At 63.3% G+C, this 21,702-nt stretch carries 14 protein-coding genes and 2 tRNA genes; 9 read left to right on the forward strand and 7 right to left on the reverse strand.

Annotated elements, in window-relative coordinates; all coding sequences use genetic code 11:
* Positions 1 to 233 precede the first annotated feature (233 nt).
* The 4 genes from AC3A6F_RS10810 (at position 234) to AC3A6F_RS10825 (ending at position 2,806) form a co-directional block, all read left to right on the forward strand.
* Entirely contained in the window at positions 234 to 506 is a 273-nt protein-coding gene (locus AC3A6F_RS10810; RefSeq protein WP_487680529.1) for an HU family DNA-binding protein, read from the forward strand.
* Between the two features lie 81 nt (positions 507 to 587).
* Positions 588 to 664, forward strand: a tRNA-Asp gene (locus AC3A6F_RS10815).
* A 24-nt stretch (positions 665 to 688) separates the two neighbouring features.
* Positions 689 to 765: transfer RNA gene (locus tag AC3A6F_RS10820), tRNA-Asp, on the forward strand.
* 121 nt (positions 766 to 886) lie between these two features.
* Positions 887 to 2,806 carry a SurA N-terminal domain-containing protein gene (locus AC3A6F_RS10825; RefSeq protein ID WP_487680531.1) on the forward strand — a complete coding sequence of 640 codons (1,920 nt, stop codon included), beginning with the start codon at positions 887 to 889 and terminating at the stop codon, positions 2,804 to 2,806.
* A gap of 159 nt (positions 2,807 to 2,965) precedes the next feature.
* Here AC3A6F_RS10825 and mnmH read toward each other — a convergent pair whose 3' ends face one another.
* Both mnmH and AC3A6F_RS10835 read right to left on the reverse strand, forming a co-directional pair.
* Positions 2,966 to 4,018, reverse strand: coding sequence for a tRNA 2-selenouridine(34) synthase MnmH (gene mnmH, locus AC3A6F_RS10830; RefSeq protein ID WP_487680533.1), 1,053 nt, complete (start codon positions 4,016 to 4,018; stop codon positions 2,966 to 2,968).
* 13 nt (positions 4,019 to 4,031) lie between these two features.
* Positions 4,032 to 4,658 carry an arylesterase gene (locus tag AC3A6F_RS10835; protein ID WP_487680535.1) on the reverse strand — a complete coding sequence of 209 codons (627 nt, stop codon included), beginning with the start codon at positions 4,656 to 4,658 and terminating at the stop codon, positions 4,032 to 4,034.
* Here AC3A6F_RS10835 and AC3A6F_RS10840 point away from each other — a divergent pair.
* Complete coding sequence (locus AC3A6F_RS10840; RefSeq protein ID WP_487680537.1) at positions 4,657 to 5,385, forward strand: ABC transporter ATP-binding protein; 729 nt, start codon at positions 4,657 to 4,659, stop codon at positions 5,383 to 5,385. The two genes, AC3A6F_RS10835 and AC3A6F_RS10840, sit on opposite strands and share 2 nt — an antisense overlap.
* 5 nt (positions 5,386 to 5,390) lie before the next feature.
* Here AC3A6F_RS10840 and AC3A6F_RS10845 read toward each other — a convergent pair whose 3' ends face one another.
* The gene (locus tag AC3A6F_RS10845; RefSeq protein ID WP_487680539.1) at positions 5,391 to 6,890 is read right to left on the reverse strand and encodes an NAD(P)H-hydrate dehydratase; all 1,500 of its coding nucleotides are present in this window, start codon (positions 6,888 to 6,890) and stop codon (positions 5,391 to 5,393) included.
* A 109-nt stretch (positions 6,891 to 6,999) separates the two neighbouring features.
* Between AC3A6F_RS10845 and AC3A6F_RS10850 the strand changes: the two genes are divergently transcribed.
* On the forward strand, positions 7,000 to 10,602 hold the full coding sequence (locus AC3A6F_RS10850) for a hydantoinase B/oxoprolinase family protein (protein ID WP_487680541.1): 3,603 nt from the start codon (positions 7,000 to 7,002) through the stop codon (positions 10,600 to 10,602).
* Positions 10,603 to 10,621: 19 nt separating this feature from the next.
* Here AC3A6F_RS10850 and AC3A6F_RS10855 read toward each other — a convergent pair whose 3' ends face one another.
* Together AC3A6F_RS10855 and AC3A6F_RS10860 are read right to left on the reverse strand one after the other, a co-directional pair.
* The gene (locus tag AC3A6F_RS10855; RefSeq protein WP_487680543.1) at positions 10,622 to 10,999 is read right to left on the reverse strand and encodes a hypothetical protein; all 378 of its coding nucleotides are present in this window, start codon (positions 10,997 to 10,999) and stop codon (positions 10,622 to 10,624) included.
* Between the two features lie 530 nt (positions 11,000 to 11,529).
* Positions 11,530 to 13,161: a tetratricopeptide repeat protein gene (locus AC3A6F_RS10860; protein WP_487680545.1), complete on the reverse strand. Its 1,632-nt coding sequence runs from the start codon at positions 13,159 to 13,161 to the stop codon at positions 11,530 to 11,532.
* 210 nt (positions 13,162 to 13,371) lie between these two features.
* Between AC3A6F_RS10860 and purL the strand changes: the two genes are divergently transcribed.
* Positions 13,372 to 17,391: a phosphoribosylformylglycinamidine synthase gene (gene purL / locus AC3A6F_RS10865; RefSeq protein WP_487680547.1), complete on the forward strand. Its 4,020-nt coding sequence runs from the start codon at positions 13,372 to 13,374 to the stop codon at positions 17,389 to 17,391.
* Positions 17,392 to 17,524: 133 nt separating this feature from the next.
* Positions 17,525 to 18,550 (forward strand): S41 family peptidase, encoded by a 1,026-nt coding sequence (locus AC3A6F_RS10870; RefSeq protein WP_487680549.1) that lies wholly within the window; start codon positions 17,525 to 17,527, stop codon positions 18,548 to 18,550.
* Here AC3A6F_RS10870 and AC3A6F_RS10875 read toward each other — a convergent pair whose 3' ends face one another.
* Complete coding sequence (locus tag AC3A6F_RS10875; protein WP_487680551.1) at positions 18,551 to 18,937, reverse strand: GNAT family N-acetyltransferase; 387 nt, start codon at positions 18,935 to 18,937, stop codon at positions 18,551 to 18,553.
* A 463-nt stretch (positions 18,938 to 19,400) separates the two neighbouring features.
* Here AC3A6F_RS10875 and AC3A6F_RS10880 point away from each other — a divergent pair, with 463 nt between their 5' ends.
* Positions 19,401 to 20,432 carry a hypothetical protein gene (locus tag AC3A6F_RS10880; RefSeq protein ID WP_487680553.1) on the forward strand — a complete coding sequence of 344 codons (1,032 nt, stop codon included), beginning with the start codon at positions 19,401 to 19,403 and terminating at the stop codon, positions 20,430 to 20,432.
* A 278-nt stretch (positions 20,433 to 20,710) separates the two neighbouring features.
* On the opposite strand, the gene AC3A6F_RS10885 is transcribed toward AC3A6F_RS10880, so the two are convergent.
* A complete protein-coding gene (locus AC3A6F_RS10885; protein ID WP_487680555.1) occupies positions 20,711 to 21,688 on the reverse strand; it encodes a DUF2971 domain-containing protein in 978 nt (325 codons plus the stop codon).
* Positions 21,689 to 21,702: the final 14 nt, after the last annotated feature.

Consider the following 21,702-nt stretch of genomic DNA (forward strand, 5'->3'; position numbering starts at 1 on the left):
CAGTCGACACGCAAACAACTTGGGTACCCGCCTGCGCGGGTACGACGTGTTAGCGCGCGAGCGTCGTGTGATTCAGCGCCAGACTGTCAATACTGACGGGCTTTCTGACCCGCCAACCGAAGCCGCCCTCGACCATGCTCGCTTGACATCCCTATGTTGCCCTTGTTTAATATACGCTTGCACTTTTGCAGCAATGGCGCGGTAAGCGTCACGAACGGAAAACGAGGAAACGAGTGAACAAGACAGAACTGATCGAAGAAATCGCGAAGTCCGCGGACATTACGAAGGCCTCGGCGACGCGTGCACTCGACGCCATGATCGTAGCGGTCACCGAAAGCCTGAAGAAGAACGACAGCGTCACCCTGGTGGGCTTCGGCACCTTCACCGTGGGCGAGCGCGCAGCGCGTACCGGCCGCGATCCACGCACCAAGGAACCGATCAAGATCAAGGCTGCGAAGGTTCCGAAATTTAAGGCTGGTAAAGCGCTGAAAGATGCTGTAAACTAATGCCTTCTTCGCGGTGACAAGCGAAGAAGGCAGCAGGATATCGTTGTATCCATCCTGATGCTGAGTTGATTGTTTTTTGCTGGAGCGGTAGTTCAGTTGGTTAGAATACCGGCCTGTCACGCCGGGGGTCGCGGGTTCGAGCCCCGTCCGCTCCGCCAACAAAAAACATGAAACACAAGTCTGGAGCGGTAGTTCAGTTGGTTAGAATACCGGCCTGTCACGCCGGGGGTCGCGGGTTCGAGCCCCGTCCGCTCCGCCAGAATTTAGTAAGACAGGGGCAGCTCAGAAAAGAGCCGCCTCGAAACGAGAAGAGGCGAACGCGAGTTCGCCTTTTTTTTTAACTGTGCTGTTAATGCATTCTCAACCTTGAATGGCTGACCATGTTTGAATTTATTCGGACCCACAAGCGCTGGATGTACGGGATCCTGCTGCTCTTGATCATTCCCTCGTTCGTGTTCGTGGGGATGGAGAGTTACCAGAGCAATGACGGCGGCGCCGGTGTCGCGACCGTCGATGGCCAGAAGATCACCCAGCAGGAATGGGAAGACGCGCAGCGCCGCCAGATCGACCAGGCGCGCCAGATGATGGGCGAGCAGTTCGACCAGAAGCTGTTCGAAACCTCGGAAGCCAAGCAGGCGATCCTGAATAACCTGGTGGCCGAGCGCGCCATCAATGCCGAGATCAATCGCGCGCACATGAGCGTGAGCGATGCGACCCTGCAGAAGACCATCATGGACATCCAGCAGTTCCGCACGCCGGACGGTGGCTTCGACATGGAAGGCTACAAGGCCGCGTTGGCGGCACAGGGCATGACGCCCGAGATGTTCGACCAGCGCCTGCGCCGCGACCTCGCCGTGCAGCAGCTGTCGGGTGCGATCCAGGCGACCGCATTCGCACCGCGCAGCGTCGCCAACCGTCTGTCGGACATCAACGACCAGGAACGTGAAGTGCAGGAAGTCCTGTTCCCGCTGTCGACCTATCTGCCGCAGGTGAAAGTCACCGACGAGATGGTCAAGGCCTATTACGACAAGAACGCGCAGCTGTTCCAGATTCCGGAACAGGTGAAGGCCGAGTACGTCGTGTTCGATGCGTCGACCGTCGAAGGCCAGGTGCAGGTCACGGACGCCGAAGTCACCGACTACTACAACAAGAACCTCAAGAACTACACCACTCCCGAGCAGCGCAGCGCGAGCCACATCCTGATCACCGTGTCGCGCGACGCCAGCGCCGCCGACCAGGCAGCCGCCAAGAAGAAGGCCGAGGCCGTGCTGGCCGAGGTGCGCGCCAATCCGGACAACTTCGCCGTGATCGCCAAGGCCAACTCGCAAGACCCGGGCTCGGCCCAGTCGGGCGGCGACCTGGGCGTGGTCGAGAAGGGCCTGTTCGTGAAGTCGGTCGAGGACTCGATCTACGCGCTGAAAGAGGGCGAGACGAGCGGCCTGGTGCAGTCGGAATTCGGCTGGCACGTCATCAAGGTCACCGCGATCAAGCCGTCGACGCAGCGTTCGCTGGACGATGCGAAGGGCGACATCGCCGCGGACCTCAAGAAGCAGAAGATGTCGGCCAAGTACACCGAGCTGGCTGGCGTGTTCAGCGAGACCGCGTATGACCAGTCCGAAAGCCTGAAGCCGGTCGCCGACAAGCTCAAGCTGCAGATCCAGACCGCCGACAACCTGACCCGCACGCCGAACCCGGCGCTGGGCGACTCGCCGATCAACAACGCCAAATTCCTGACCGCCCTGTTCAGCACCGACGCGATCAAGAACAAGCGCAATACCGAAGCCGTCGAAGTGGCGCCGAGCGTGCTGGTGTCGGGCCGCGTGGTCGAGTTCCGCCCGGCCACCAAGCGTCCGCTGGCCGAAGTCGATGCGCAGATCCGCCAGCGTGTGACCCTGGAAGAAGCGGGCCGCCTGGCGCGCGCCGCCGGTGAAGCCAAGCTGAACGCCGCCAAGGCATCGGGTGACGCCACCGGTTTCGGCGCCCCTGTGAGCGTGTCGCGCACCAAGGAGCCTGCGATCAACCAGACCGCTGCGATCGCCGTGCTGAAGGCCGACGTGACCAAGCTGCCGGCCTATGTCGGCGTCGAGGTGCCGGGCCAGGGCTATGGCGTCTACCGCATCGGCAAGGTGTCGCAGCCGGCGCAGCCCGATGCGGCGCGTCGCAAGCAGGAATCCGACCAGATCGGCAACCTGGTGGGTCAGCAGCAGATGTATGACTACGTCGAAGCGCTGAAGGCCAAGGCCAAAGTTAAGATCAATGTTCGCCCGAATGAACTGGGTGCGAATACCAACGAGCAGTAATCTGGTCGTTGAATAATAAAAAAGCCCGGCTGTGTGAGCAGCCGGGCTTTTTTTCGTGTGCGTCGATGTGATGTGACGCGTCGATCGCCATTGGCTTCGGTGTCGTGCCGGATGATCTGGCCGCCAACCATCACCGCGTCGGCGGCAGAGCCGCCAACCCTACGGATGTAGCTGACGCGCGGCCTTCAGAAAATCGTCCGGCGCGATGTCGTCCAGCGCCAGTACGTCGGCCTGCGGATAACGCACGAAGTTGCGATCGATCGAGCGCAGGTAGGCCGGATCGTAGTGCTGCGCCAGCAGCTGGTCGACCAGTTGCGCCATCGCGCCGCCATTGGCCATCGCGTGCCAGGCCTCGATCTGGGCGCGGCCGTGCAGTTGCACCAGGTGGTCCAGCTGCGTGTTCAATGCCGATGGATCTGCGCAGAAGTGCTCGTAGTCTTCCATCAGCAGCCGCACGCGGTTCGGGCGCGACAGGTTCACGGCGATGCAGGGCGCGGCGCGCATGCGTTCCATGACCAGGCCCGGCACGCGCAGGTTGCCGACCTTCTTGCTCTCGGATTCGACGAACACGGGCTTTTCGGGATCGAAGCGGCGCAGCTTGTCCCACACCAGGCTCTCGAACATCTTCTGAGTCGGTTGCGGCTCGTTCGGCAGGTGGCCCAGCACCGAACCACGGTGGGCCGCGAGCTTCTCGAGGTCGAGCACCTGGGCGCCAATGCCGTCGAGCGTTTCCAGCAGGCGGCTCTTGCCGCTGCCGGTGGTGCCGCAGATGACGCGGAAATCGAGTTTGGGAGGATTCTCCAGCGCCGCGCTCACGTGCGCGCGATAGGTCTTGTAGCCGCCTTCGAGCTGCACCACTGGCCAGCCGATGCGCGCCAGGATGTGCGCCATCGCGCCGCTGCGGTTGCCGCCGCGCCAGCAGTACACCAGAGGACGCCATTCGCGAGGTTTGTCCGCCCACCGGGCCTCGATATGGCGCGCGATATTGTGCGCGATGATCGGCGCGCCGACCTTCTTGGCCTCGAAGGCGCCGGTCTGCTTGTACAGCGTGCCGACGAGGATGCGTTCCTCGTCGTTCAGGACGGGGCAGTTGATCGCGCCGGGAATGTGGTCGAGGGCGTACTCGGCCTCGCTGCGCGCATCGATGATCGCATCGAACGTCTCGAGCTGCGGCAGCAGGGCATCGAACCCCAGGACTTCCGGATACTTCATGCTCATTGCAAGCTTACTTTTTGATGAGGGCCGCGAACTGCGGCCAGATATTATCGAGGATGATCGGATGCGCCTGGGCAGTCGGGTGCAAGCGGTCTTGCTGGAACAGCGCCGGCTTGTCGGCCACGCCTTCGAGCATGAACGGCACCAGCGGCGACCTGGTGGATTTCGATACCGTCTCGAACATAGTGAAGAAGCGTTCGGTGTATGCACGCCCGTAGTTCGGCGGCATGCGCATGCCGACCAGCAGCACGCGCGCCTTGGTGTCTTGCGCCAGGGCGATCATGGCGCGCAGATTGGCTTCGGCCGACGGCACGGGCAGGCCCCGCAGGCCGTCGTTGGCGCCCAGTTCGATGACGACGATGTCGGGACGGTGCTGCTTGATCAGGGCCGGCAGGCGCGCGCGGCCGCCGCTGGTGGTCTCGCCGCTGATGCTGGCGTTGACCACCTTCGCTGCGATTTTCTCGCGTTGCAGTTTCTGTTCCAGCAGGGCCACCCAGCCCGCGCCGCGCGCGATGCCGTATTCGGCCGACAGGCTGTCGCCCACCACGAGCACCGTTTTTGGTGCAGAATAGGCGCTCGCCGTCGCGGCCAAGGTGAGGAATGCGACGACAGTCAAATTTTTAAGAAAAGCTAGCATGCGTGATCATCCCGAGGCATTCAAAAACGGCGTCAGCGACGCCGGCGTACATGCAGGCCGTCCGCCCGCGATCCAGGTAAGCGGTTTGTCGAAGAAGGTGGCCGACGCCAGCGGCGAGCTCACCATCCTGCAAAACATCGATTTTACCGTGCAACCGGCCGAGACGCTCGCGCTGGTGGGCGCATCCGGCTCCGGCAAGTCGACCCTGCTCGGTCTGCTGGCGGGCCTGGACACGCCATCCGCGGGCACCGTGCTGCTCGATGGCACCGACATCTTCGCCCTCGATGAAGACGGGCGCGCTGCCTTCCGCAAGGCCAAGCTGGGTTTCGTGTTCCAGTCGTTCCAGCTGCTGGCTCACCTGAGCGCGCTCGAGAACGTGATGCTGCCGCTCGAACTGCGCGGCGACGCCGGGGCGCGCGAGAAGGCCGCCGAGATGCTGGGCCGCGTTGGTCTGTCGAGCCGCCTGAAGCACTATCCCAAATTCCTGTCCGGCGGCGAGCAGCAGCGCGTTGCGCTGGCGCGCGCCTTCGTCACCGAGCCGCCGCTGCTGTTCGCCGACGAACCGACCGGCAGCCTCGATGCAGCCACCGGCGAATCCGTCATCCAGCTGATGTTCGAACTTAATCGCGAACGCGGCTCGACCCTGGTGCTGGTGACCCACGACCCGGGCATGGCGGCTCGCTGCGGCCGCACGATCACGATCGCGGCCGGCCGACTGGTCGAATAAATACATCAACGGCTGGCGGCATCCTTCACCAGCCGGTTCAATACCTTGCGCACGGCTGCCGGCAACTCGCCGGCGGTCATGCCGATCGGACCGACGCCTTCGTCCACCAGCGTATCGGCCGCCGCGCCATGGATCCAGGTGGCAGCAGCGGCCGCCTCCCATCCAGGCCATCCCTGCGCCAGCAAGGCGCCGCAGATCCCCGCCAGCACGTCGCCGCTGCCCGCGGTGGCCAGGCCGGCGTTGCCCGTGGGGTTGACCAGCACTTCACCATCGGGTCGCGCGATCACCGTGCCCGAGCCCTTCAGGATGACCGTCGCATTGTTGCGCAGCGCCATTTCACGCGCGGCTTCCAGACGGTCGGACTGCACGACCGTCGCCGTCATCCCGAGCAGGCGCGCGCCTTCGAGCGGATGCGGCGTCAATACCGCCGGCGCCGCGCGCTGCGCGAGGCGCGATTGCAGGTCTGGGCTGGGGCCGATCAGGTTCAATGCATCGGCGTCGATCACCAGCGGGCTGTCGCTGTCGAGCGCCCTGGCCAGCAGGCGGATCGCACTGGCCGAGTCGCCCATGCCGGGGCCGATCACCAGCGTGCGAACGAAGAAGTCGAAGTCGTCGGCCGTGCGGAACATGATCTCGGGCTGGCTGCTGTCGTAGCCGGGCGGCGTGTTCAGCGCCGCCACGTAGACACGGCCGGCGCCCGCGTACAGCGCGCCGCGCGCGGACAGCACCGGCGCGCCGGCCATGCCGTGGGCGCCGCCGACGATGGCGACGTCGCCGAAGCTGCCTTTATGGGTGTTGTGACGCCGCGCCGTGAAGCGGTCGGCGAACAACGGCAGGCTGTTCAAGCGCGCCGTTGCGCGCGGCAGCGCCTCGCTGCCGACGCCTAGCATGTTTACCCGCACCTGTCCGGCATGGTCGCGGCCGTCGGCCGTGTGCAGGCCGGGCTTGTCACCCAGGAAGGAAATGGTGTGGGTGGCGCGCACCGCGATGCCGTCCGGGCCGATCACGGCGCCGGTGTCGGCATCCAGGCCGCTCGGCACGTCGAGCGCCAGGATTGGGCAGCGGATCGTCTCCAGGCCAACCACGACTTCGCGATAGTCGCCGTCGACCGGCCGCTCCAGGCCGATGCCGAACAGGCCGTCGATCACCAGGCCCCATTCGGCGCCGGGCGGCAGCATGTCGATCCAGCCGACCGAACCTGCTCGTGCGCGTTCATAGGCGGCGGCCGTTTCAGTCGAGGCGTCACGCCGGCCCGGCAGGTGCAGGACGGTGGCGTCGACGCCGGCGTCGGCCAGGTTGGCAGCGGCTTCGAGCGCGTCGCCGCCGTTGTTGCCGGGACCGGCCAGCACCAGCACCGGCCGGTCGCGCCGGTCGCCCAGCAGTTCAAGGGCAAAGTCGCTGGCAGCCTTGCCGGCGCGCTGCATCAGTGTGCCCGGCGCCAGGCCGGCGTAGGCGGCTTGTTCGATGGCGCGCAGTTGCGCGACCGTGTAAAGATGTCGTTCCATGCTCGATCATTTCGTTGGGGGGATGGATTCATTGTCGTGCATTTCAGCCAACGTTGTCGCGCCGTCCGATCTACAATAGGCGCTTGACCCGTTACAGCAGGAGCAAGGCATGGATTGGCAGTTCTGGATCGACCGAGGCGGCACCTTCACCGATATCGTGGCGCGGCGCCCGGATGGACAACTCGTCACGCACAAGCTGCTGTCGGAGAATCCGGAACAGTACCGCGACGCGGCCGTGGCCGGCATACGCCACCTGCTGGGTGTAGCCGCTGGCGAACCGCTGCCTGCGGCAAGCGTCGAAGCCGTCAAGATGGGCACCACCGTGGCCACCAACGCGCTGCTCGAGCGCAAGGGCGAGCCGACGGCGCTTGCCATCACGCGGGGCTTCCGCGACGCGCTGCGCATCGCCTACCAGAACCGGCCGCGCCTGTTCGACCGCCACATCGTGCTGCCCGAGCTGCTGTATGCGCAGGTGATCGAGATCGACGAGCGCATGGGCGCGCACGGCGACGTCGTGCAGCCGCTGGATGAAGCATCCGCCCGCGCCGGCCTGCAGCAGGCGTATGACAGCGGCCTGCGCTCGCTGGCGATCGTCTTCATGCACGGCTACCGCCACACGGCCCACGAAGCCGCGGTGGCGCGCATCGCGCGCGAGATCGGCTTTACGCAGGTATCAAGCTCGCACGAGGTGAGCCCGATGATGAAGCTGGTTGCGCGCGGCGACACCACCGTGGTCGACGCCTACCTGTCGCCGATCCTGCGCCGCTACGTCGACCAGGTGGCGGGCGAGCTGCCGGGCGTGAACCTGCAGTTCATGCAGTCCAACGGCGGCCTGACCGATGCGCGCGCCTTCCAGGGCAAGGACAGCATCCTGTCCGGCCCGGCCGGCGGCATCGTCGGCATGGTGCGCGCCAGCCGCCTGGCCGGCTTCGAGCGCGTGATCGGCTTCGACATGGGCGGCACCTCGACCGACGTCTCGCATTTTTCAGGTGAGTTCGAACGCGTGTTCGAGACCCAGGTCGCCGGCGTGCGCATGCGCGCGCCGATGATGAGCATCCATACGGTGGCCGCCGGCGGCGGCTCGATCCTGCATTTCGATGGCAGCCGCTATCGCGTGGGGCCGGACAGCGCCGGCGCCAATCCAGGCCCGGCTAGCTACCGCCGCGGCGGACCGCTCGCTGTCACCGACTGCAACGTCATGCTCGGCAAGGTGCAACCGAATTACTTCCCGCGCTTGTTCGGGCCTGGCGGCGACGAAGCGCTCGACGCTGCGGCGGTGCGGGCGCGCTTTGACGAGATGGCCGACCGGATCGGCGCCGCCACTGGCGAGCGTCCGGCGCCGGAGGCCGTGGCCGAAGGCTTCATCCAGATCGCGGTGGGCAATATGGCCAATGCGATCAAGCAGATTTCGGTGCAGCGCGGCCACGACGTCACCGACTACGCGCTGACCAGTTTCGGTGGCGCGGGTGGGCAGCATGCCTGCCTGGTGGCCGACGCGCTGGGCATGAAAACGGTCTTCATCCATTCGCTGGCCGGCGTGCTGTCGGCCTACGGCATGGGCCTGGCCGACCAGACCGCGATGCGCGAGCAGGCGGTGGAGGAGAAGCTGTCGGATGCGGCGCTCGCCCCGCTGGCCACGCGCCTGTCGGCGCTTGGCGAGGCGGCGCGCGGCCAACTGCTCAAGCAAGGTGTGGAGCCTGGACGTATCGCGCTGGTCGAGCGTGTGCACCTGCGCTACGAAGGCACCGATTCGGCGCTGGTCGTGCAGTTCGACGATGTGGCGTCCATGCAGGACCAGTTCGAGCAGGCGTATAAACGCCGTTATTCCTTCCTGATGCCGTCGCGTGCATTGATCGTTGAAGCCGTGTCGGTGGAAGCGATCGGCCAATCCGATGCGCCGCCAGAGCAACCATCGGGCGCTGTTACGGAAGAAGGCGCGCCAGCGCCGCAGGAAGCCATGCGCATGTACAGCGGCGCGCAGTGGCATGAGACGGGCATCTATGCGCGCCGCACGCTGCAGCCGGGCCATGTGGTGCGTGGCCCTGCCATCATCGCCGAAGACAATGCGACCACGATCGTGGAGCCGGGCTGGCAGGCACAGGTCACAAGCTACAACCACTTGGTGCTGCAGCGGGTGGAAGCGCTGCCCGAACGGCGCGCGATCGGCACCACGGCCGATCCGGTGATGCTCGAGATCTTCAACAACCTGTTCATGTCGATCGCAGAGCAGATGGGCCTGCGGCTGCAGAACACGGCCTATTCCGTCAACATCAAGGAACGCCTGGACTTCAGCTGCGCGATCTTCGACCACGACGGCAACCTGGTCGCGAACGCACCGCACATGCCGGTGCACCTGGGCTCGATGGGCGAGAGCATCAAGACTGTAATGCGCGAGAACGCCGGCCGCATGCGCTCGGGCGACGTCTATGTGCTCAACGATCCGTACAACGGCGGCACCCACTTGCCGGACGTGACGGTGATCTCGCCGGTGTTCGACGAAGCCGGCAACGACATACTGTTCTATGTGGGCTCACGCGGCCACCACGCCGATATCGGCGGCACCACGCCAGGCTCGATGCCGCCGGATTCGGATCACATCGAGCAGGAAGGCGTGTTGATCAACAATTTCAAGCTGGTCGACGGCGCGGACGGCATCCTGCGCGAAGCAGAGGCGCGCGCCATGCTGCAAGGCGCGCGCTACCCGGCGAGGAATCCCGACCAGAACATGGCCGACCTGCGCGCACAGGTGGCCGCGAACCAGAAGGGCGTCGAGGAACTGCGCAAGATGGTGGCGCACTTCGGCCTGGACGTCGTGCGCGCCTATATGGGCCATGTGCAGGACAACGCCGAAGAGGCGGTGCGGCGCGTGATCTCGGCGCTCAAGGACGGCAGCTTCCACTACGAGCTCGATAACGGCGCCCACATCGACGTCGCGATCCGGGTCGACCAGGCCACGCGCAGTGCGGAGGTCGATTTCACGGGCACGTCGGGCCAGCTGCCGAACAACTTCAACGCGCCGTCGAGCGTGTGCATGGCGGCGGTGCTGTACGTGTTCCGCACGCTGGTGGACGACGAGATTCCGCTGAACGCCGGCTGCCTGAAACCCTTGAAGGTCATCATCCCGCCCGGCTCGATGCTCAACCCGCATTATCCGGCTTCGGTGGTGTCGGGGAACGTCGAGACCTCGACCTGCATCACCAACGCACTGTATGGCGCGCTGGGCGTGATGGCGGCGGCGCAGGGCACGATGAACAACTTCACCTTCGGCAATGCGCGCTACCAGTACTACGAGACCATCTCGGGCGGTTCCGGCGCGGGCGAAGGGTTTAATGGCACCGACGTCGTGCAAACGAATATGACCAACTCGCGGCTGACCGACCCGGAGATCCTCGAGTTCCGATTCCCGGTGCGGCTGGAGAGCTACGAGATCCGGCACGGATCGGGCGGGGCGGGGCGCTGGCATGGCGGCAATGGCGGCGTGCGCAAGGTGCGCTTCCTGGAGGCGATGACGGCTGCGATCCTGTCCAACAACCGTATCCATGCGCCGTTCGGAATGGCTGGTGGGCAAGAGGCCGAACGCGGCCGCAACCGGGTGGAGCGTGCCGATGGCCAGGTCCAGGAGCTGGGCCATATCGGCAAGACCGACATGGCGCCGGGCGACCTGTTCGTGATCGAGACGCCAGGCGGGGGCGGGTACGGCGAGCCTGCCTGATCGGGTTTGCCCGCTGCGCTCAGCGGCGCGGGTGACCCCGACCGTGTCCGTGGCCACCGTGATGGCGACCGCCATGTCCGCCATGGTGGCCGCGCCATCCGTGGCCGCCATGATAGTAGCCCCTGCCGTGGTGAAGACCGTGCCCGTACGGGCGCGGGCCGCGGTCGTAGTACGAGAATCCCAGGCCGAGCGTCACTGGCGGATAGGCGTAGGAAGGGCGGCTATAGGGATAGCCGCCGTAATAGGAGTAGCTTGGGTAGCTGGAGTAGCCGTAAGCAGGGGCGTACGCGCCGTCATGGGCCGCGTAGGGCGGCGCATACACGCAGCCACCGAGACCGGCTGCCAGCAATAGCGAAAAGGTCAGGCGTTTCGCCGCGCGTTTGATCTGCAGGTTCATGGCAGACCCTCATCGGGGGACGATGACCAATTCTAGTACCGTGCCGGAGCGGCGGTGGTGCCGGATTTGTAAGGAATTGCTACGACGATAGGGGAGGCGGGCGCGAACGGCGATGATTTGAACTCAGTTCGAACTCAGCCGCCGATCAATTCTTCGCGGCATGCGGTAGCGCCCAGGCAGGCGCGTGATTACATCGTCAAGGAAAATGCATGTCGCATCGATCGGTTCCACGGCTCGCCTTGCTAGTGCTATGTGGCGCATTGGGTGCGTGCGGCAGCACGACAACCGAAACACGATCCACGGCGAGTGCCGCAATCCCTGCGCCAGGCGCTGCAGCGCCGCTGGCCGTGGTCGGCACGGCCTGGGACAATTTCAAGCACCGCAGTACCGTCATGTGGGCTTGCCGCGACCTTGCCAGTGGCGACATCGTCTCGACCAGCATGTGCCATGGCCTGCCCGGGAACGATCGACAGTGGCCGGGCATGGCGGTGCCGCCGAACTTTCGCGGCATGCCTGATCCCTGATGCCGTCTAGGTGACAGCAATACCGTATTTGCGCCGCGCCGCCTGATACTCATCGGTCAACGCCACCAGTCTCGGATGCTGCGCATCCTGCGCCCGAATCCCCTCCAGCAGCTGGGCTGCGGTGTCGCCCAGCGGGTGATCCCACCCCAGCTCGTTCACCTGGCGCAGGATGCCGCCGGCCGTCGCCACCATCACCTGCAGGTTATGCGGCGCGATGTGCAGCGCCTCGAGCAGGGTCTGCACCGCGCCGCGCACGTCGCCCATATTGCGCTTCTCGTCGGCCACGCCCAGCAGGATCTGCGCCTGCGCCCGCAATTGCTGGCCCATGCCTTCGACCATGTCGGTGCGCCCGGCGTTAACGAACACGTGCATCGCCTGGTCGACCGAGATGCCGTTGTTGGCCTCGTTCATCACCGTCAGCATGACGTTCGACGCCTGTTCGTCCAGCTGGTGATCCAGGCACGCCTTGGCCAGGTCCATGCGCAGGCCGGGCGAGGTTGCGCCGCCGGCGCGCACCGCCGTCACCGCCGCCTGCAGCTCGGCCACCGCCGCGCCGGCGTTGCCGCTCTTGTCGAGCACCAGCGAGTTGGCATAGGCGCGGCAGGCGTCGGCCGCCGGGTTGCCGCGCATCGAGCGCTCCAGGTCGCGCACCACGCCGGTCGCGCCGAGCAGGTCGTCGCGCGTCACCAGCGCCTTGACCAGGTTGACGTGGTCCTCGGGATTGCGAAACTCGGAATAGCGCGCCTTGGTCACCACCTGGCGGAACGATTTCTCGGCGCCCTCGACGTCGCCGGCCGCGAGCGCCACTTCGCCGAGTTTACGCAGGCGCCGCACCACGTGCGGCGAAATCGCCACCGCGTCTTCGAGCACCTTTTTCGCCAGGTCCGGTTCGTTGCTCGCCTCCAGGCAGCGCGCCAGCAGGTCGTAGCCGGCCATCAGGCGCGGATTGGCGACCAGCAGTTCGTCGAGGATGGTGCGGGCGTCGTCGACCTGGTCGAGGGCGAACAGGGCGCGCGCCATGCCCAGCGCGGCCCAGCCGAGGGGGCGCTCGGCCAGCACCTCGCGATAGACCTCGGCGGCCTCGTTGTGCTCGTTCAGGCTCGTGTGCAGCTCGGCGCGGACGCGGGCGAAGTCGGTGGCGTAGCGCGGCTTGGCGGCGGCGCCGTCGCGGCAGGCGGCGATCGCCTCGCGCAGCTTGCCCTGGGCCGCCAGTTGCCAGGCCGGGAGCAGGGCGGCGCGGCGCTCCAGCGCGCGCTTGATGCGGGCACTGAGCATCTCCACCGTGAAGGGCTTGAGGACGTAGTCGGTCGGCGTCAGTTCGGCCGCGCTCACCACCTTGTCGTAGACGCCTTCGGAAGTGAGCATGATGAAGATCGTCGAAGCCGAGATCAGGCGGTGGTGGCGCAGGTCTTCCAGCAGTTGCTGGCCGTCCTGGCCTTCGCCGCTGCCGCTGGCCAGGTCGTACTCGCACAGGATGACGTCGTAGGCGCGCCGCTGCAGCTGGCGGATGGCCGTGTTGGCGTTGATCGCGTACTCGACCTTGCCGATGCCGGCCAGGTTGAGCATGTTCTGCAGGCTGGTGCGCATTCCCGGGTTCGGGTCGACCACCAGCACCGCCAGGTTTCCATTCTCTTGCATCGTCGCTCTCGTCCAGGTCATCCGGCGCCACGCTGAGGGCGCGCGTTTAAATATTGTCTACCGTAAAGATACCGGCAAGTTTCAATTCGATCAAGGAAACTGCAGTGTCATATTGTCAGTCGGCCGACGGCCCGACCATAGTGCAACACTGTATAATAGCGGGCTATCTTCCACCCTAGCAGCCACGCTGCATCAACGACTGTCCAAGCCATGTTGATTCTGCCGGGTTCCAATGCCCTGTCCGCCTTCCGTAGCCAACGCCTCCTGAGCCAACTGCAAGCTGTCGCCCCGTCGATCGCCGCCGTCCAGGGACGCTTCTACCACTTCATCGACACCAGCGCGCCGCTCTCCACCGACGACACGCAACGTCTATCGGCCATGCTCACCTATGGCGAGCCGGCGGCCGAAACGCTGTACGAGGGCGTGACCGAGGAGTTCTTCGTCATTCCGCGCCTGGGTACGATTTCGCCCTGGGCATCGAAGGCGACCGACATCGCCCACAACTGCGGCATGGCCCACGTGCACCGCATCGAGCGCGGCGTCGGCTACACCGTGGTGCTCAAGAGCGGCATCCTGGGCAGCAGCATCGGCGCCGCCAAGAAGCTCAGCAGCGAGGAACTGGAAGCCGTCAGTGCCCTCTTGCACGACCGCATGACCGAATCGGTGCTGCGCAGCGCCGACGACGCCCAGCACCTGTTCAACGAACTCGAAGGCAAGCAGCTGGAAAGCATCGACGTGCTGGCGCTTGGGCGCGACGCGCTGGTGCGCGCCAACACGGAACTCGGCCTGGCGATGTCGGAAGACGAAGTCGACTACCTGCATGAAGCCTTCACCAAGGCGCAGCGCAACCCGACCGACGTCGAGCTCATGATGTTCGCGCAGGCGAACAGCGAGCACTGCCGCCACAAGATCTTCAACGCCGACTGGATCATCGACGGCGTCAAGCAGGATAAGTCGCTGTTCGGCATGATCAAGAACACGCACCAGCTGAACCCGCGCGGCACCGTGGTCGCGTACAGCGACAACTCGTCGATCATCGAAGGCGCCACCGTCACCCGCTTCTTCCCGCGCGACGGCCAGGAATACGGCGCGTCGACCGAGCTGGTGCACACCTTGATGAAGGTCGAAACCCACAACCACCCGACCGCCATTTCTCCATTCCCAGGCGCCTCGACCGGCGCCGGCGGCGAGATCCGCGACGAGGGCGCGACCGGCCGCGGCGCCAAGCCGAAGGCAGGCCTGACCGGCTTCACGGTGTCGAACCTGCTGCTGCCGGACGCCCAGCGTCCGTGGGAAAACGCGTCGGACGTGACCAGGGCCGAGCGCAGCGACGCAGTCTATGGCAAGCCGGAGCGCATTGCGTCGCCGCTGCAGATCATGATCGACGGCCCGATCGGCGGCGCCGCCTTCAGCAATGAATTCGGCCGTCCAGTCCTGGGCGGTTATTTCCGCGCCTACGAGCAGAACGTCGGCGCCGCCAATGCCGTCTACGGCTACCACAAGCCGATCATGATCGCCGGCGGTATCGGCAGCATCTCGGCCCAGCATACCCACAAGGATGACATCCCGGTCGGCAGCCTGCTGATCCAGTTGGGTGGTCCTGGCATGCGCATCGGCATGGGCGGCAGCGCCGCTTCGTCGATGGCCACCGGCACCAATACCGCCGACCTGGACTTCGACTCGGTCCAGCGCGGCAACCCGGAGATGGAACGCCGTGCGCAGGAAGTCATCAACGGCTGCTGGCAGCTGGGCGAGAACAACCCGATCATCTCGATCCACGACGTCGGCGCCGGCGGCCTGTCGAACGCCTTCCCGGAAATCGTCAACGACGCCAAGCGCGGCGCGATTTTTGACCTGCGCAAGGTGCCGCTGGAAGAGAGCGGTTTGGCGCCAAAGGAAATTTGGTCGAACGAATCGCAAGAGCGATATGTATTGGCGATTTCGCCAGATAACCTTGCAAAATTTGCATCGCTGTGCGAGCGCGAGCGCTGCCCGTTCGCCGTGGTCGGCACCGCCACCGAAGAGCGCCAGCTGAAGCTGATCGACGATCAGGAAGGCAACTCGCCGGTCGACATGCCGATGGACGTCCTGCTCGGCAAGCCGCCGAAGATGCTGCGCGACGTCGAACACGTCCAGCATGCTTTCCCGCCAGTCGACCTGACCGGCATCGAACTGCCGGAAGCGGCGCGCCGCGTGCTGCTGAACCCGGCCGTGGCCGACAAATCGTTCCTGATCACCATCGGCGACCGTAGCGTCGGCGCCACCAGCGTGCGCGACCAGATGGTCGGCCCATGGCAGGTGCCGGTCGCCGACTGTGCGGTCACCGCCATGTCCTTCGAGGGCTTCCTGGGCGAGGCGATGGCGATGGGCGAGCGTACCCCGCTGGCCGTGATCGACGCCGCCGCTTCGGGCCGCATGGCTGTGGGCGAGGCGATTACCAATATCGCGGCCGCCGCTATCGACGACATCTCGGACATCAAGCTGTCGGCCAACTGGATGGCGGCCTGCGGCCAGCCAGGCCAGGATGCGGCGCTGTTCGATACCGTCAAGGCCGTCGGCATGGAACTGTGCCCGGCGCTGGGCGTGTCGATCCCGGTCGGCAAAGATTCGCTGTCGATGCGCACCACCTGGAACGACGAGGGCCAGAACAAGGCCGTCATTTCTCCGGTGTCGCTGATCGTGTCCTCGTTCGCGCCGGTCACCGACATGCGCCGTTCGCTGACCCCGCAACTGCGTACCGACTTGGGCGACAGCGCGCTGATCCTGGTCGACCTGGGCCGCGGCAAGAACCGCCTGGGCGCCTCGATCCTGGCGCAAGTGACGCAGCAGCTGGGCGACTCGGTGCCGGACGTCGATTCGCCGCAAGACCTGAAAGCCTTCTTCGTCGCGATCCAGCAACTGAACAAGGACGGCAAGCTGCTGGCCTACCACGACCGTTCGGACGGCGGCCTGTTCGCCACCCTCACCGAGATGGCCTTCGCCGGCCGCACCGGCGTGTCGGTCAACCTCGACATCCTGACCATGGAAGGCGAGCACGCATCCGACTGGGGCGACGCCAAGAACTGGGCCGGCCAGGTGGCCGAGCGCCGCAACGAGATGACCCTGCGCGCGCTGTTTTCCGAAGAGCTGGGCGCCGTGATCCAGGTGCGCGCCGACGACAAGAGCGCGGTGATGAACGTGCTGCGTGACCAGGGCCTGGGCGCCTGCAGCCACATCATCGGCAAACTGAACGACCGCGGTGCGATCGAGTTTACGCGTGATGCCAAGGTGATCTACAACGAGTCGCGCAGCAGCCTGCACCGCCTGTGGAGCGAGACCAGCTGGCGCATCGCGCGCCTGCGCGACAACCCGGCGTGCGCCGACTCGGAATACGACCGCCTGCTGGACGAAACCGATCCGGGCATGCAGCCGAAGATCACTTTCGACCTGGCGGACAACGTCGCCGCGCCGTTCATCGCGACCGGCGTGCGTCCGCGCGTGGCGATCCTGCGCGAGCAGGGCGTCAACTCGCATATCGAAACCGCGTGGGTGATGCATCAGGCCGGCTTCGCCGCGATCGACGTCCACATGAGCGACCTGATCGCCGGCCGCGCCAAGCTGGATGACTTCCACGGCATCATCGCCGTCGGCGGCTTCTCGTACGGCGACGTGCTCGGCGCGGGCGAGGGCTGGGCCAAGACCATCCTGTTCAACCCGCAGCTATCGGAGCAGTTCGCGAAGTTCTTCCAGCGCCAGGACACCTTCGGCCTGGGCGTCTGCAATGGCTGCCAGATGATGAGCAACCTGAAATCGATCATCCCGGGCGCGCAGGCGTGGCCGAAGTTCACCCGCAACAAGTCGGAACAGTTCGAAGCGCGCTTCGGCATGGTCGAAGTGCTGGATTCGGCGTCGATCTTCTTCGCGGGCATGGCCGGCACCCAGGCGCCGATTGCCATCGCCCACGGCGAAGGCTTCGCCGATTTCTCGCTGACTGGCGACTTGAACGCGGTCAACCAGGCGATGCGTTTCGTCGACAATCGCGGCCAGGCGACCGAAGTGTATCCGTTCAATCCCAACGGTTCGCCGGGCGGGCTGACCTCGGTCACCACCGATGACGGCCGCTTCACCGTGCTGATGCCGCATGCGGAGCGCGTGTTCCGCGCGGCCACGCATTCGTGGGCGCCGGAAGCGTGGGGCGATGAGTCGCCGTGGATGCGCATGTTCCGCAATGCGCGCAAGTGGGTTGGCTAAGCACTTCATGCACCGATCATAAACGCCTCTCCGGAGGCGTTTTTTTATATGTGTGCGATGTACACTGTGTCGAGCTCAACAACCATTGAAGACCATGAACCCGATCATCGTTCGTGCGCTTTGCGCATTGCTTATGATGCTTTCCACCGCCGCGAGCGTAGCGGCGGACGGCATGAAGGTCGACGCCGCGACCCGCTCCAGCATCGTCCACGAGCTGGCGCAGGCGATCGACGGCCAGTACGTTTTTCCGGACAAGGCGAAACTGGTGGTTGAACGCCTGGAGGCGAAGGAGAAGAGCGGCGCGTATGCAGGCATCTCGACGATGGAGGAGCTGGCCACCGCCCTGACCGCCGACCTGCGCGAGCCAACCAGGGACCTGCACCTGAGGGTCAGGGTCAGCGCGCAGCCGCTTCCGGAGAAACCCCCCGAGCCGACGCCCGAGATGGAGAAAATGATGCTCGGGTACTACATGGCCTCGAACTTCGGCGTCCGCAAGATCGAGACGCTGCCGGGCAATATCGGCTATATCGACCTGAGGATGTTCGCCTCGGTCGACGCCGCCAAGGACACCATCGGCGCCGCGATGCAGGTGGTCGCCGACACCGATGCCCTGATCGTCGACCTGCGCAATAACGGCGGGGGCGATCCGCAAACGGTCGCCTTCATGTCGAGCTACCTGTTCGACAAGCGCACCCACCTCAACGACATGCTCTGGCGCCAGGACGGGCGCCGCGAGTCGTTCTGGACCCAGGACGAGGTGCCGGGCAAGCGCTTCGGCGGCCAGAAGAAGATCTATGTCCTCACCAGCAAGAAGACTTTCTCGGGCGCTGAGGAACTCAGCTACAACATGCAACAGCTGAAGCGTGGAACGCTCGTCGGTGAGACGACCGGCGGCGGCGCCCACCCGGGCGGCATGCATCGCCTGCATCCTCATCTCTCCGTCTTCATCCCGAGGGGCCGGGCAATCAATCCGATCAGCAAATCGAACTGGGAGGGCACGGGCGTGATTCCCGACGTGCCGGTGGCGGCGGACGACGCCCTGCGCACGGCGGAGCGCCTGGCATTGACGGCGCTGCTGGAACGACCGCGCGACGCCATGCATGCCGACCTGCTGCGCAAGCGCCTGGCCGAAGTCGGCAAGCAGGGCACGGCCGGCTAGTCAGGGCACCGGGCGCGCCAGCGTGTAGCGCACGTCGGCGGCGCCGGCGTCGCCCCTGGTCCAGCCCTGGCGCGCATAGAACAGGTCGGCCCGCGTGCCGGCGCCCGTGTCGAGCGTGACCTCGGTGTAGCCGGATCCGAACAGCCATTCTGTGGCCAGTCCGAGCAAGGCCTTGGCAAAGCCCTTGCCCTCATGACCGGGATCGACGAACAGTGCCCAGATCGAGCCATCGAGCTTGTTGGCATAGCTGAACGCCACGATGGTCCCGTCGATTTGCCCGACCCAGCCGCAGCCATCTTTTTCCAGAAAATCTTCATACATCTGTGGCGTGACCCGCGCCGGATCGCGCAGCCGATTCTCGAGCACGGATAGGCGGACTCGGGACATCTGCGGGATATCCGCAATGGTCGCACGCCGGAAGATGGGAAAAGATGAGCTCATTCGTACTCGCACAAAAGAAAAGAGGGTCACAGATCGAGGGTCAGTCACAGATCGAGGGTCAGGTCTGGCATTCGGACACGGCCTCGAGAATAGCTTCTCTCACCAATCCCGAGAGCGAGGCATCCGGTCAGACCTGACCCTCGCTACTCGTGGACGCCGGAAGCGTGGGGTGACTAGCCGCTGTGCACACTCATGCATTCCTAATGCGCACAAGTGGAATTGCTGATCGGCTGATTTTACAAAGAGACCACCTCTACCCTGCCGATTGCATTTTACTCTGCTACTGCCATGCTTCTGATGCTCGATATGCCCGAAATTGATTAGAATGGTTGCTATGCTTACTGGGTAATTTTAATATTTACGGGTTTGTGGCGATGGTTTGGGTGTGATTCTATGAAATAATCCGGTTTTGGACCTGAATGCAAAAATGCTTGATTCTTCGTTCATTTCATCGAATATCCCTGCGGTCACTGCTACGTTTGTCGCAGCGGTAACAGCTCTTTTCGCTGCGCTAAAATATTACTCTGATAAGGCCGCTAAGGTCACCGAGTTTAGAAAGGCGTGGGTTGAATCGCTCCGGCTGGCAGTGGCGGAGTTTGGTGGGAGCTTGCATTTGATTGTTGGACGGATTTCAATAAAGTCGAAAGCCAATTCCGTTCCTGTGCCAAGGGCCGATCGCGCTATCGTGCGCATCGCGCGGGATATTTTATCAAAAAAAACTCCTTCGAAGTCGCTGGAGGAAGAACTTGCCAGCGAACTTCTTCCATATTGGTCCAAGCTGAGGGTTTCGTACAATACCATCATCCTTCACCTCAACCCAGCCGAACATGAATCCTACCTGATTGCCGAAGAGGCGGTCTCCGCCGCATGGCAGACAACTTTCGAACAAGGTAGGAAGGAGAGTGAAATTTTCCAATTTCTTTGCTGGAGCTTAAGTCTGGCGGAGTCACGAATACATGAGGTACCAATTCGACGGAAGCGGTTTTGGAGTAGAAAGCAGAAATTTGAGGAGGTCCTGTCGGCTGATAACATGGCCTTGGCTGCATTAGTTAATGCTCAGGATAACCTGAAGATATACTGCACCGATTTCGGATCGATTCTGTTGCTCGCGGCCTTCGCTACGCGTCAGCTGGCGCATGGTGACTATAAGACTGTATTAAGTCATATTCCTGAGATTGAGCGGGGGATACGAATAATTGATACAGCAGCTGCAAACGTCGTCAAAGGGGTTTGGGAGGATGTCAAAAAGGGTGAGCCAAGCTCTAGATGGGCGGGCGGCAGTGCATTGGTTATCTCGGCCATTCTCATCATCGGTATTGTCGTCGCGTTGGTGTTGGCACCAAAGCAGAATAAGAGTTCCCCTAGCGGTGGTATTAATTTTTTCCTTAATGATATCCGCGCCGGAGCTGTGAGTAATAGTTCGGACGCCGCTACTCCGTAAATAGTAGCGCGGGATCCAGGACCAAAAACCGACGGCCGAGTCTGATCGTTAAGTACGGCCGCTTGACGGTGCTCATGCCGCATACAGATTGAGTGATGCGGGTCTCGACACATTCGGCGGTGGCGGAATCACAGGTCGACGAATCGCTGTGCATGTGCATGCTCCGAGATGCTCCGAATGTGGTTGGCTGATCGGTTGGCGTGATGTGAAAAACGCCTCTTCGGAGGCGTTTCTTTCTGAACATTATCAGGTTTAATTTCCGGCGCTTGAATTCTCCGTTAGTAAGCCATGTAACCACGGGTTGATGCTTGAATATCTAAGGAGTACATCTGCCGATTCTGAATTGCTCTGAAGTAGGTCGGGCTATACCCACATGCCTCGATATAGGCAATATGAGCTAGTATGGTGTTAGGCATCATTCGGGCGCCAAAAATCACTTCTTTCAAAGAAGACTTTTTAAAGCTATGAGCAACGCAACCCGGCTTTTTTGGTCGTCGATATCGGTAAGTGTAACGTCCCTTGATGATGGCCGCTAGCATGTCGTCAGAATCAACTGCCAGGCCGCTGTCGTGCAGCTCTTTCAAGCATGCGGCAGTTGGCTGGAACTCGCTGTAGAACTCATATTCTGCAGGTGCGATTGATCGCCATTCTTTTTCATATGACCAGTCAATCGATTTCTGAAGCAATGCAATTGCAGCGATTTCATCTTCGGTATGCGACCAGTAGTCCAATTTTCGATAGTGCGTTTGGTAATTAACTGGCGATGCTGGCGGAAGTCCTGTTTCCTCCCACTCGAATCCTAAACAAATTCCATTGTGTTCAGCTGCATAGTGTGCCCACAGCAGCAGATTGGTTTTCTCGGAACAAAGCGCTAATACACCGTTGTCGTCCATCACATCCTTATAATAGCGACTATGGTCAATGTATTCACCGTTGACGACCTTCTCATAGATACTGTCAACGTTGGCTACCGCGTTCCGCCAAGTCTGCTGCAGCGTTTGAGTGTTACCTCGTAATCGTTCCCGTTCGCGTATGACACGAAAATGGCTAATGACGGCCTCTTCCTTCGAAGCGGAGACGTCAAGTTCGATATGTGCCTCGTAAGGGTCATTGAATATAGACGCTTTCGCGAAGAAAAGCTGAGAGGTTTGAAGAATTTTCGCAGTATTGCAGTTCTTGGTGTTAGTGAAGGAAACTGGAGTCCGATACTTGTAAAGTAACATAACCTTGAATTGAGGAAGCGAAATGAACTTCAAAAAAAAGCGCTCCC

It is taken from the genome of Massilia sp. Soil_C_3, assembly GCF_057657035.1.